The organism is Chromobacterium sp. FG89 (assembly GCF_057808735.1).
This window is the reverse complement of the sequence record NZ_JBMDIQ010000009.1, coordinates 12502-25298: the sequence shown is the minus strand read 5'-3', so window position 1 is coordinate 25298 and position 12797 is coordinate 12502. Positions and strand designations below refer to the sequence as shown.

The window sequence follows — 12797 nt, the reverse complement described above, 5'->3', positions numbered from 1 at the left end:
CTTTATCGACGCCGCCGTTTTTCTATGCGCGCTTCAATGCACCGGATGGGACAAGCCCGGCCTATCCCCCCAGGCCAGCAGGAACAAGCCCATCGCCAGCCCCACCAGGCAGAAAATCATCAGATAGCCGGCCAGCGCCAGCGAGCTGGCCTCCATCCACACCGACAGCAAGACCGGCGTGAAGCCGCCCACCACCGCGTAAGCCACATTGTAGGAAAACGACAGGCCGCTGAAGCGGATGGGAGCCGGGAAGGCGCGCACCATCAGAAAAGGCACCGCGCCGACAATGCCGGCGAAAAAGCCGGTCAGCGTGTACAGCGGGCGCAAGCAGCTCACGTCATGCCCCATGGTCTGGTAAAAACACCAGCTGCTGACGCCCAACAGCAGGCTGCCCGCGGTGAACACCGGCCCGCCACCGAAACGGTCCACCGCCAGGCCGGCGACGATGCAGCCCACGCTCAGCGCGATGATGGCCAGGCTGTTGGCGGACAAGGCCTCCACCGGCGGCACGCCGAACTGCTTTTGCAAAAAAGTGGGCGTCATCAGAATCACCACCACGATGGTGACCGACAGCATCGCGGTGGCCGCCATCGACACGGCCATGCCCAGACGATGGCCGCGCAAGGCCGCCTTCAGCGGCAGCTCGGCGGACAGCGCCTTGCGCGCCTGCATTTCGTTGAACACCGGCGTCTCATGCAGCCAGCGGCGCAGATACATCGCCACCAGGCCGAAGACGCCGCCGATCAGGAAGGGAATCCGCCAGGCGCCGTCCTCCAGCTGCTGCGGCGTGAAGAACAGATTCATCGCCATCGCGATCAGGGAGCCAAACAGAATGCCTATGGTCAGCCCCGAGGTGATGATGCCGCAAGCCAGGCCGGTGCGGCGCGGCGGCGCGTGCTCGGCGACAAACACCCAGGCGCCCGGCACCTCGCCGCCGATGGCCGCGCCCTGCAATACGCGCAGCAGGAGCAGCAAGATCGGCGCCCATATCCCTATGCTCTGATACGTGGGCAGCAGGCCCATCGCCAGCGTCGGCAAGGCCATCAGCACAATGCTGAGCGTGAACATGCGCTTGCGGCCGAACAAATCGCCGAAGTGAGCCATGACGATGCCGCCCAGCGGCCGCGCCAGGTAGCCGGCGGCGAAAATGCCGAACACCTGCAATTGGCGCAGCCAGCCCGGAATGTCGTGGGGGAAGAACAGCTTGCCCAAGACCAGGGCGAAGAACACGTAAATGATGAAGTCGTAAAATTCCAGCGCGCCGCCCAGCGAAGCCAGGCCCAGCGTCTTGCAATCGTTCCGGTTCAGTTTGCGCGCGGGTGCCGCGGCGGCGCTCGCCGTTTGAGTCATATCAGGTCCTTTCCGCGACCAAGATGCACACGCCCTCCCCGCCGCGCGGCGCGAAGGGCTGGGCCATTATTTTTTGAAGGGATTGATCGTCGGCGCGTCCTCGTGCTGGACGATGCCGAAGCTGCTGCGGATCAGCGAATTGAGCACAGGCTGGCGATGGCGTATCCACAGCGAGGTGGGCACAGGCTGGCAGCCCATCCTCGCCTTGGGTTCCAGCGCGGTGCGGCCGAAGATCACCCGCCGTCCGCCGGCGGCCAAGGCCGACTCGATCGCCGTGTGCAGCAGGCGCAGGTAAAGCGGCAGCTCCTTGGCCGCGGCGCGGTCGAAGCCTATCTGCGCGGCGGTGACTTCCGCGCCGTCTTTCAAGACCAGCAGGAAGCCCAGCAGCGCGCCGTTCCGCCACAAGCCGCGCAGTTCCGCCCGCTCCGGCCCCAGCGCCGCCATCCGCCGCCAGTAGTCGGCGCTCACCGTCACCGGCCGCAGCGTGGCATTGTCTTGCACCGCCAGGTAAAGCGCTTGCATCCGCTCCGCCTGCGCGTCCACCTGTTCCGGCGTCATCACGCCGATCTCGCAGCCGGCGGCTTCCACGGGCTTGAAGATCTGCTGGCGGATGGCGCTGCGGTATTTGGAGGTCATGCCGGCCAGGTAGTCGTCGTAAACGCGCCAGTCCTCGGCCAGCGGCAACACCATATTGGGTTCCGTCTCCAGGGTGCTGTAGCTGAGCTTGCCCAGCGCCCGGCTGTCTTCCCGCGCCGTTTCGTCCATGTCCTTGACCAGCACGAAGTCGATCTGGCCGTTCAGCTTCTCCGCGCGGCGGATGCGGTAGAGAATCTCCGCCACCGCCTGCCAGCGGGTCTGCGGGTCCAGATCGGCGGCGAAGGCCGCGCCGTCCAGGCCGTAGCTGAGCATATTGCCGCAGACCAGCAGCCGTTGCCGCAGCTTGGGCTTGAGGTTTTGCGCCAGCGCCGCGCGCAGCGAGCCTTCCGGCCGCGGCCCGGGATGGGCGTGCATGGTTTCCAGGCTGACTTCCAACAGCTGCATCGCCACCGCCGCCACCGGCTCGCCGTCGCGATAGGCCAGCGCGTAGCGCACTTCGAAATGGGCGAGCCCGGATCGCTCCAGCGCGCGCCAGTAATCGCGGGACATCAGCAGCCCGTGCCGGGCCGCCAGCTGATCCCAGTGTTGTCCGTTCAAAAAGTCTATGCGCTCGGAGAAGGCGAAATTCAGCGCGCTGGCCTGCCGCAAGCGGCGGCGCAGCTTCCAGCCGTCGCCCAATTGGCGGGCCAGTTGTTTGATTTTCTTGCTCATGGCTTGGGGCGTAGAAGGCTGGTTCTATGATTGACAATCATTCCAGTGTGCCGCAATGCCAAACGGGCAACAAGCTCCCTCAAGGCGCGCCGTCGGTCAGCAAGCGCCGGTAACGCTCCGGGGAATAGCCCAACTGCTTGTTGAACATGGCGATAAAGGCGGAAGCGGTGCCGTAGCCCAGATCGGCGGCGATGTCCTGCACCGCCCGCCCCTCGCGCAGCCAGGCCAGGGCCCGCAGCAGCCGCACCCGGTTGCGCCACTGGACAAAGCTCATGCCCAGCTCGCGTTGAAAATGGCGCGCCAGCGTGCGCTCGGTGCCGTGCACGCGCCGCGCCCACTGCGCCAGCGTGGCCGCGTCGGCCGGATTGTCGCGGATGGCGGCCAGAATGGGCGCCAGCTGACGATGCCGGCTGTCCGGCAGATAGCTGTCCTGGTGGCCGGCCTGGGCCAGCCGCGCCAGCAGCAGCTCGGCCTGACGCAGGTCCCACGGGTCCCGGATCGCGGTAACGCCGCGCTGGCAGAAGTCATCCAGCAGCGCGCGCAGCAAGGGCGTTTGCGGAATCAGGCAGGGGTGGGCGGGCAGCCCGGCGGCTTCCTCCGCGCCGACGTAGACCGAGGTGTAGCGCATCGCCTGGCGCACCGAGGCGGAGTGGCGCACCCCGGCCGGCACCCAGATCAGAAACTCCGCCGGCGCCGCCAGCGCGCGTTCGGCCTGACCGGCTTCGATCAGGCTCAACTCGATCACCCCCAGGCTGATGCAGTTCAACTGCCCCCAAGGGTGGCTGTGCGGCGAGAACTCGGTCTGCGGCGTCAGCTGGTCGTAGCGCAGATGGATCGGCGCCGGCGCCGGCAAGCCCTGGTCCAGTTCGGAATAGTCCAATTTGTCGGTTTCCCGCTATCGTCTTGTCTGGTTTGCGTTATATGCATTGAATCAGACAGCGCTACACTGCGCACTGTCAATGCTTTTCTGTGCTCTCGCCCGCCCGATCGGACGAAAGCCGCATCCGGAGCCATCCCATGTATTCATTGTTTCCCATGCTGGCCGTGCTGATCTGGTCCGCCAACACCGTGGTGTCCAAGGCCGCGGCCCAGGCGCTGGACCCCGCCGCCATCTCCTTCTACCGCTGGCTGCTGGCCGCGCTGATTCTCACCCCCTTGAGCCTGCGGCCGGCGCTGCGCCAATGGCGCGCCATCCGTCCCTGGCTGGGCCGCTTCGCCGTGTTGGCCGCGCTCGGCATGGTGATGTACCAATGCCTGGCTTATTACGCCGCGCACAGCACCAGCGCCACCAATATGGGCGTGATCTGCGCCTTGATTCCCTTGCTGGGGCTGGCGCTGAACGCCGTCGCCTTCCGCCAGCCGGTGGGCGCTCACGCGCTGTTCGGCGTGGCGGTGTCCTTGCTGGGCGTGCTCTATCTGCTGGGCCAGGGGCGGCCGCTGGAGCTGCTCAGCGGCGGCGTCAACCGCGGCGACGCGCTGATGCTGGTGGGTTCGCTCTCCTACGCGCTGTACGGCATTCTGCTGCGCCGCTGGGCGCCGCCCTTCGGCAGCTGGACCAATCTTTACATCCAGGTGCTGCTGGCGGTGTTGATGCTGGTGCCGGTGGCGCTGAGCGCGGACAGCCTGGCGGTGCCGCCGCAAGGCGCGGGCCTGGTCGCCTTCGCCGGCATCGCCTCCTCGGTGCTGGCGCCCTATCTGTGGATGCGCGGCATTCAGGGCCTGGGCAGCGAGCGCACCGCCATCTTCATGAATTTGCTGCCCTTGTTCACCGCCGTGATCGCCAGCGCGCTGCTGGGCGAAACCATTCACGATTACCACTGGCTGGGCGGCGGCCTGATCCTGCTCGGCGTCAGCCTGAGCCAGGGCGGCTGGGCCAAGCTGCGCGGCCTCGTCCGTTCGACGGCCTGAGCTTCGCTTTTCCCGCCGCGCCCGGGTTCCACGGCCGGCGCGGCGGGATTGCCGCGGCCCCGCTTATCGCCTAAGCTCTGTAACAAAACCGCAGCCGGCGCGGGCCGGCCATGACAACCTCTTTACCGTGGAATCAGAAACCATGTGCCAGTTACTGGGCATGAATTGCAATACCCCAACCGATATCCTGTTCTCCTTTGAAGGCTTTCACCGCCGCGGCGGCCAGACCGACCACCACGCCGACGGCTGGGGCATCGCCTTTTTCGAGAGCAAGGGCTGCCGCATCTTCCTGGACGACAAACCGTCGGTGGAATCGCCGGTGGCCAATCTGGTGCGCAACTATCCGATCAAATCGGAAAACGTGATCGCCCACATCCGCAAGGCCACCCAGGGCGAAGTCAATCTGGCCAACACCCACCCCTTCATGCGCGAGATGTGGGGCCGTTACTGGATCTTCGCCCACAACGGCAACCTGGAAAACTTCCAGCCCGAGGCCGGCTGCCATTACAACCCGGTGGGCAGCACCGACTCCGAGCGGGCCTTCTGCCACCTGATGGAACGGCTGCGCGCCAAATGGTGCCAGCAACCTCAGCTGGACGATTTGTTCGCCGAAGTGGCGCGACTGGCGGCGGAGATCTCCAGCCACGGCGTGTTCAACTTCATGCTGAGCAACGGCGAGGCGCTGTTCGCCCACTGCTCCACCCATCTGCACTACATCATCCGCCAGGCGCCGTTCAACACCGCTCACCTGGTGGACGACGACGTCAGCGTGGATTTCGCCTCGGTCACCACCCCGCATGACCGCGTGGCGGTGATCGCCACCCAGCCGCTGACGGACAACGAAAGCTGGACGCCGCTCGTCCCCGGCGAGCTGCTGCTGTTCCGCGACGGCTCTCCGCTGCTGCAACACCTGCCGGGCTGAGCGCCCGCCGACAAGCCCTTGCCGCCGGTGTTATGCTGGCGGCAATGTCTTGTTCCGCGAGGCCCGCCATGCAGCGATTCGACTTCAGCCACGCCCCATTCGACGCCCTGAGCCCGGACGAACGCCTGAGGCTGGAGGCTTGCGCCGACATCCTGTTCTACGCCGACGAGCAAACCGTGCTGGCGCCGGACGCGCCGGTCACCGCCCTGTACGTGGTGATCAAAGGCGTGGTCAGGGAAATGGCCGGCGACGAGGTCGTCGCGCTGTACCGGGCGCAGGACGGCTTCGACGCCCGCGCCACCGCCGCCGGCCAGACTCGCCACCGCTTCATCGTCCAGGAGGAAGCGCTGCTCTACAGCCTGCCGCGCGCCGAAGTGCTGGCGCTGACCGAGAGCAACCCGCGCTTCGGCGCCTACTTTTACGCCAGTGTGTCGGAAAAGCTGGGCCGGCTGGCGCAAGGCGCCGGCCAGCGCGAACTGCAAACCCTGCTGGCGGCCACCGTGCGCGACGCAGGCGGACGCCAGCCGGTGTTCGTGGACGACGGCGCCAGCCTGCGCGACGCGGCGGCGGCGATGAAGGAACACAAATCCAAGTCCGTGCTGCTGCGCGGCGACGGGCGGCTGGGCATCCTCACCACCACGGACTTTCGCGACATCGTGCTGAACGGCGTGCCTTCGGACGCGCCGGCGGCGGAATACTGCCAGTACGAGCTGCTGACCATAGACATAGACGACTTCCTGTTCAACGCCCTATTGCTGATGACGCGGCGCAATTTGCGGCGCCTGGTGGTGACCGAGCGCGGCGAGCCGGTGGCCATGCTGGCCCAGGTGGACGTGCTGTCCTATTTTTCCAATCACTCCCACTTGATCGCGCAGCGGCTGGAGCGCGCGGCCACGCTGGACGAACTGACGGAAGTGGCGGAGCAGATCCCGCGGCTGGTGCGCATTCTGTCCGGCCACGGCGTCAAGGCGCTGCAGCTGGGCCGGCTGGTGCAAAGCCTCAACGCCCGCCTGTTCGCCCGCGCCTGGCGGCTGATCGCGCCGCCGGAGCTGGCGGCCAACAGCTGCCTGCTGGTGCTGGGTTCGGAAGGCCGCGGCGAACAGATACTCAAAACCGACCAGGACAACGCGCTGCTGCTGCGCGACGGCGCGCCCTGGCCGCAACTGGAAGCCAGCTGCCAGGCCTTTTCCGCCGCGCTGTCCCGCTTCGGCTATCCGCCCTGTCCCGGCAACATCATGCTCAGCCACCCGGATTGGCGCTTCAGCGGCGCCGAGCTGCGCGACCGCCTGCACCGCTGGGTGCACAGCCCGGACGGAGACGCCTTGATGCGGCTGGCCATCTTCGTGGACGCGGAAGCCGTCTGCGGCGACGCCGCGCTGCTGGAAGACGCGCAAAACTATCTGCGCGCCACCTTGCGCGACGACGCCGGCTTCTTCTCCCGCTTCGCTCGCGCCATCGAACAATTCGACACTCCCTTGGGTCTGTTCTCCCATCTGCAAACCCGCGAACGCGACGGCCGGGCGGCGCTGGACTTGAAAAAAGGCGGCATCTTCCCGCTGGTGCACGGCATCCGCGCGCTGGCGCTGGAGTACGGGGTGAGCGAGAACAATTCACAGCAAAGACTGCAGGCGCTGGCGGCCCAGGGACGGCTGGAGCGAGGCCTGGCCGAGGACGCGGGCGAGGCGCTGTCCTATCTGATGCAACTGAGACTGGAACAAGGGCTGGAACGAATGAGCGCCGGCAAGGCGGCCGACAATCTGCTGGAGCCGGACAAATTGTCCTCGCTGGAACGGGATCTGCTCAAAGACGCGCTGGGCGTGGTCAAACGATTCAAGACGCAGTTGCGCCACCATTACCGGCTGGGCAGTTTCTGATGCTGTCCGCCCTGCTGCGCCAATGGCAACGCCGCCGGCTGCGCGACCCGGCCTACGCCGGCATGTACAGCGAACACCCGGACGAACTGGTCAGCCTGGACTGCGAAACCACCAGCCTGAATCCGGCGGAAGCCGAGCTGCTGTCCATAGGCGCGGTCAAGCTGCGCGGCAACCGCATCCTCGCCAGCGAGGCGCTCTATCTCTTGGTGCGGCCGGAGCGCGCGCCGCAGGCGGACAATGTGCGCATCCACGGCCTGCGGCCCATCGACGTCAATCAGGGCCTGGCGGCCCGGGACGCCGTGCGTCTGCTGCTGGACTTCATCGGCGGCCGGCCGCTGCTGGGCTATTACCTGGAGTACGACCTGGCCGTGCTCAACCGCTACGTCCGTCCCTGGCTGGGCGTGCCGCTGCCTCAGCGGCGCATCGAGATTTCCGGCCGCTATTACGACTACAAGCTGCGGCAAAACCCGGACGCACACATCGATTTGCGGCTGGCCAGCATCTGCCGGGATCTGGACATGCCCGCGCCGCCGCGCCACGACGCGCTCAACGACGCCATCAACGCGGCCATGCTCTATCTGGCGCTGAAACAGCGCGGCTACGGCTAATGCCTTGCCTTCAACTCTGCGCGCCACGCTTCACGACGCGCGGCGGACTGGACCATTTCCCAACCCGCCATCGCCAGATCCGGCCCGTCAAGACAGGCCGGCGGCGATGGCGCCGCCGCCTTTGAACGACACGGCCAATAGGACAGGTGACACGCCCGAACCGACGCATCGCATTCTACAATGCCCTGCTGCGCGCCCAAGCTTGCGCGGCAAGCGGTCTATCCACAACAGGAGAAACACCATGCGTTACGCTCACCCCGGCACGCCCGGCGCGTTGATCGCCTTCAAGCCCCGCTACGGCAACTATATCGGCGGCGAGTTCACGCCCCCGGTCAACGGCCAGCATTTCACCACCACCTCGCCGGTGAACGGCCAGCCCATCGCCGAATTTCCGCGCTCCGACGCCGCCGACATCGATAAAGCGCTGGACGCCGCCCACGCGGCCGCCGACGCCTGGGGCCAGACCTCGGCGCAACAACGTTCCTATCTGCTGCTGCAGATCGCCGACCGCATCGAAGCCAATCTGGAGGTGCTGGCCGTCACCGAAACCTGGGACAACGGCAAGCCGGTGCGCGAGACGCTGAACGCCGACATCCCGCTGGCGGCCGATCATTTCCGCTATTTCGCCGGCTGCATCCGCGCCCAGGAAGGCACGGCGGCGGAAATCGATCACAACACCATGGCCTATCACATCCACGAGCCGCTGGGCGTGGTGGGCCAGATCATCCCGTGGAACTTCCCCATCCTGATGGCGGCGTGGAAGCTGGCGCCGGCGCTGGCCGCCGGCAACTGCGTGGTGCTGAAACCGGCGGAACAAACGCCGCTGGGCATTTCCGTGCTGATGGAAGTGATAGGCGATCTGCTGCCGCCGGGCGTGATCAACGTGGTCCACGGCTTCGGCAAGGAGGCCGGCCAGGCGCTGGCCACCAGCAAGCGCATCGCCAAGATCGCCTTCACCGGCTCCACCCCGGTGGGCCGTCACATCCTGCAATGCGCGGCGGAGAACATCATCCCGTCCACCGTGGAGCTGGGCGGCAAATCGCCCAATATCTTCTTTGAAGACATCATGCAGGCGGAACCGTCCTTCATCGAGAAGGCCGCCGAAGGCCTGGTGCTCGCCTTCTTCAATCAGGGCGAAGTCTGCACCTGCCCGTCCCGCGCCTTGGTGCAGGAATCCATCTATCCGGCCTTCATGGCCGAGGTGTTGAAGAAGGTGAAGGCGATCAAGCGCGGCGACCCACTGGACACCGACACCATGGTGGGCGCCCAGGCCTCGCAGCAGCAGTTCGACAAAATCCTGTCCTATCTGGACATCGCGCGCCAGGAAGGCGCTGAGGTGCTGAGCGGCGGCAAGCTGGAACCGCTGGAGGGCGGCCTGGCGCAGGGTTATTACATCCAGCCCACCTTGTTGAAGGGCAATAACAAGATGCGGGTGTTCCAGGAGGAGATCTTCGGGCCGGTGGTCAGCATCGCCACCTTCAAGGACGAGGCCGAAGCCGTCGCCATCGCCAACGACACCGAGTTCGGCCTGGGCGCCGGGGTGTGGACCCGCGACATCAACCGCGCTTACCGCGTCGGCCGCGCGATCAAGGCCGGCCGGGTCTGGACCAACTGCTACCATCTCTACCCGGCGCACGCGGCCTTCGGCGGCTACAAAAAGTCCGGCATCGGCCGCGAAACCCACAAGCGCGCGCTGGATCACTATCAGCAGACCAAGAATCTGTTGGTGAGCTTTGACGGCAAGCCGCTGGGCTTCTTCTAGGAAGCTGCGCACGGCTAGCGAGATCGTGAACGGTTGTTAAACCCCAAAGCGCCGCGATGCGACAATCATCGCGGCGCTTCAGCTGCGCTTAAGCATTGTTTTCTAGCATGGCTTCTCCAGGACAAACCAGCATGTCAAACCGGAGAAAGTCCCATGCGCAGCCCTGATCCACTCGAAGCCTCCCCCGCCTTTTGCCCCATTTGCGCCAAAGCGCTGAACGCGCCCGCCGTCTGCCGGGCCCATTTGACCGCCCGCTCCCCCCGCCTGTTTCTTCGCGAATGGATAAACCGGCCCGGCCGGGTGGGCGCGGTCTGGCCTAGTTCCAAGCGCCTGGCGCAGTGCATGGCCGCCCAGACGCCGATGTCCGGCACCGGTTTGGTGATCGAGCTGGGCGGCGGCACCGGCGTCATTACCCAAGCCTTGCTGGCGCAAGGACTGAGCCGCGAGCGCTTGCGGGTGGTCGAACGCTCTCCGGCCTTTGCCCGGCATCTGCGGCAGCGTTTCCCCTCGGTTCAGGTGATACAGGGCGACGCCGCGCGGCTGGCGGCCTTATTGCCGGAACACGCGGCGATAGACGCCGTCGTCTCCAGCCTGCCGCTGCGCTCCCTGCCGCGGGCGGAAGCCTTGGCCATCGTCGAACAATGGCGTCGCGTATTGCCGGCCGGCGGCGCGCTGCTGCAATTCAGCTACGCCTTGCAGGCGTCGGCGGACTGGCTGGGCGCGGGTTTTGCGCTGCGCGACAGCCAACTGGTCTGGCGCAATCTGCCGCCGGCCAGGGTGATGCGGTTCGAGCGCCTGGGCACGCCGGGCCATTAAAAAAGCGGCGCCGTCGGCGCCGCCCGTTTTAAACCGGCAAGACCGGCCGGCTCAGGACGTGGCCCACTGCTCGCCCTGCGCCGCGCCGCCCATCGCCGGATCGCTATAACCGTCGCGGCCGGTTTCCACCCGGCCGGCGAAGCGGCGGCTGAAGCCGGGGAACGCCGGCGCGCTGACGCTGACGTCGTACCAGCCGTGACTGTCTTTCAACGGCCAGTTCAACACCGCCTCGCCCTGCGGCCCCACGGTGACGCGCTGCGGGTCGGTCTTGGCATAGGCGTTGGCGCGCACCAGGAACTCGCAGTTTTCGCGGCCGCTATTGTGCAGCTTCAGATAAACGTCGCCGGCGGCCGGATCGTAACAGACCTGGATCTCCGGCTGCGCCTTGCTCACGCGGCCCAGTTGGCCGGCGTCGCCGCTGAAGTGGCGATGAAAGCCGTTGGGGCCCAGCACCCACAAATCGTAAAGGTTGGCGTCGTAATTGACCCGCCACAGCCCGGACAGCTGCTTGCCGGCCTCCACCGCGTAGCGGCGCGGCGGCGCGTCCAGATGGCGACGGTCGTACACGTGGAACACCGCCGCCGCCTTGCCGCTGTTGGCGAAGATCAATTCCACGGCGCCGGCGTTGCCGTCCACCCGCGCGCTGGCGTGCAGCTCGTAGGGCAAGGCGCGCGAGCGGCGCAGGCCGATGGCCTGGACCGGCAGTTCCGGCAAGGCCGGCGCGTTGGGCTTGGTGCGGCCGGGCAAGGCGCGCGCCCGCGCCGCCAGCGCGGCGGTGGCCGGCAGCTTGGGCAGCTCGGCGTTGGGGTTGACGAAGTCGAAACAGGACAGCAGATCGCCGCACACCGCGCGCCGCCAGGCGGTGATATTGGGCTCCTTGACGCCGAAGCGCTGTTCGATGAAGCGGATCACCGAGGTGTGGTCGAACACCTGGGAGTTGACCCAGCCGCCGCGGCTCCACGGCGAGATCACGTACATCGGCACCCGCGGCCCTGGCCCGTAAGGCACGTGGATCAGGTCGGCGCGCTCATTGCCGGTCTCGCTGCTGCGCAGATGATGGTATTCGCCGTCGGTGGCCACGGTGGAAGCGCCGGCCAGCACCGCTTTGGCCGGGTCCGCGTCCCAACTCAGATAACTGGGCGCGGCCGGCGGCGGCAGATGGTCGAAAAAGCCGTCGTTTTCGTCGAAATTGACCAGGAAAACCGTCTTGCCCCACACCTCGGGATTGGCGGTCAGCGCGTCCAGCACGCGGGCGGTGTAATCGGCGCCCTGCGCCGGGCTGGACGGGCCGGGATGCTCGGAACCGTCGGCGGTGGCGACGATGTAGCTGACCTGGGGCAGCCGGTTGGCCAACACGTCCTGACGCAGATCGTCCAGCGTCCAGGTGGACAAGCCCTTGCTCTTAAGCGCGGGCTTGGCGCCGGCCTCGCCGAAGTAGGCGGCGCGGAAGCTGCGGAAGCCGGCCACCGGGTTGTCGGTGAAGTTGTCGGCCATGTCCTGATAAATCTTCCAGCTCACGCCCGCCGCTTCCAGCCGCTCGGCGTAGGTGCTGAAGGTGTAGCCGCCCTTGGGGTTGTAATCGACGGAGTCGTAGGCGTTGGCGATCACCGGGCCCTTGCCCTTCTGCAAGGGATCGTTGCCGCCGCACCACAGGAACACGCGATTGGGGTTGGTGCCGCCCTGAAACGCGCAGTGATAGGCGTCGCACAGGGTGAAGGCGTTGGCCAGCGCGTACTGGAACGGCAGGTCCGTCTCCTTGAAGTAGCCCATGGCGTGGTTCTGCTTATAGGTGGGCCAGGCGTTCATCACGCCCTTGCCCCAGGCGTATTGCGCGTCCGACCACACATGCGGCGTGCCCTCCACCCGCATATAGGCGAAAGTCTGGGCGGTGTTGAGGTGGAACGGCGCCACCACTCGCGGCGGCGTGGCGCTGTTCCCCTGATTGGTCTGATACCAGACGGTCTTGCGCTTGAGCAAGGCGCTGTCGGCCAGCGGCAGCGGGAAGCGGTCGCCAAAGCCGCGCACCCCGGCCAGGCTGCCGAAGTAATGGTCGAAGGCGCGGTTTTCCTGGGTCAGGATCACGATGTGCTCGACATCCTGAAGGGTGCCGGTGCGGTTGTTGGCGGGAATGGCCAGCGCGCGCTGGATGGAGGCCGGCAGCAGGGACAAGGTCAAGGAACTGGCGGCCAGCGCGCTGCCGCGCTTGATGAACTGGCGGCGGGAAGCGGAAACGGGAGTGTCGGTCATGG

The 12797-nt window shown here is 66.5% G+C and carries 10 protein-coding genes; 6 read left to right on the top strand and 4 right to left on the bottom strand.

Annotated features, from left to right (window positions below; genetic code table 11):
* Positions 1 to 33 precede the first annotated feature (33 nt).
* The 3 genes from ACODRW_RS10790 to ACODRW_RS10780 form a co-directional block, all read right to left on the bottom strand.
* Positions 34 to 1350, bottom strand: a complete 1317-nt coding sequence (locus tag ACODRW_RS10790; RefSeq protein WP_488905721.1) for an MFS transporter — start codon at positions 1348 to 1350, stop codon at positions 34 to 36.
* A gap of 66 nt (positions 1351 to 1416) precedes the next feature.
* Positions 1417 to 2658 (bottom strand): GNAT family N-acetyltransferase, encoded by a 1242-nt coding sequence (locus ACODRW_RS10785; protein WP_488905720.1) that lies wholly within the window; start codon positions 2656 to 2658, stop codon positions 1417 to 1419.
* A 79-nt stretch (positions 2659 to 2737) separates the two neighbouring features.
* Positions 2738 to 3538 (bottom strand): AraC family transcriptional regulator, encoded by an 801-nt coding sequence (locus ACODRW_RS10780; RefSeq protein ID WP_488905719.1) that lies wholly within the window; start codon positions 3536 to 3538, stop codon positions 2738 to 2740.
* 137 nt (positions 3539 to 3675) lie between these two features.
* Between ACODRW_RS10780 and ACODRW_RS10775 the strand changes: the two genes are divergently transcribed.
* From ACODRW_RS10775 to ACODRW_RS10750, 6 genes are all read left to right on the top strand, one after another.
* Positions 3676 to 4566 carry a DMT family transporter gene (locus tag ACODRW_RS10775; RefSeq protein WP_488905718.1) on the top strand — a complete coding sequence of 297 codons (891 nt, stop codon included), beginning with the start codon at positions 3676 to 3678 and terminating at the stop codon, positions 4564 to 4566.
* Positions 4567 to 4708: 142 nt separating this feature from the next.
* The gene (locus ACODRW_RS10770; protein WP_107798984.1) at positions 4709 to 5488 is read left to right on the top strand and encodes a class II glutamine amidotransferase; all 780 of its coding nucleotides are present in this window, start codon (positions 4709 to 4711) and stop codon (positions 5486 to 5488) included.
* A 68-nt stretch (positions 5489 to 5556) separates the two neighbouring features.
* Positions 5557 to 7362: a putative nucleotidyltransferase substrate binding domain-containing protein gene (locus ACODRW_RS10765; protein ID WP_488905717.1), complete on the top strand. Its 1806-nt coding sequence runs from the start codon at positions 5557 to 5559 to the stop codon at positions 7360 to 7362.
* The gene (locus ACODRW_RS10760) at positions 7362 to 7970 is read left to right on the top strand and encodes a 3'-5' exonuclease (RefSeq protein ID WP_199225847.1); all 609 of its coding nucleotides are present in this window, start codon (positions 7362 to 7364) and stop codon (positions 7968 to 7970) included. Before ACODRW_RS10765 ends, ACODRW_RS10760 begins: the two co-directional genes overlap by 1 nt.
* A 241-nt stretch (positions 7971 to 8211) precedes the next feature.
* Positions 8212 to 9732, top strand: coding sequence for an acetaldehyde dehydrogenase ExaC (exaC, locus tag ACODRW_RS10755; protein ID WP_107798982.1), 1521 nt, complete (start codon positions 8212 to 8214; stop codon positions 9730 to 9732).
* A gap of 342 nt (positions 9733 to 10074) precedes the next feature.
* The gene (locus tag ACODRW_RS10750; protein WP_488905716.1) at positions 10075 to 10548 is read left to right on the top strand and encodes a class I SAM-dependent methyltransferase; all 474 of its coding nucleotides are present in this window, start codon (positions 10075 to 10077) and stop codon (positions 10546 to 10548) included.
* A gap of 51 nt (positions 10549 to 10599) precedes the next feature.
* On the opposite strand, the gene ACODRW_RS10745 is transcribed toward ACODRW_RS10750, so the two are convergent.
* Positions 10600 to 12795, bottom strand: a complete 2196-nt coding sequence (locus ACODRW_RS10745; RefSeq protein ID WP_488905715.1) for a phosphocholine-specific phospholipase C — start codon at positions 12793 to 12795, stop codon at positions 10600 to 10602.
* Positions 12796 to 12797: the final 2 nt, after the last annotated feature.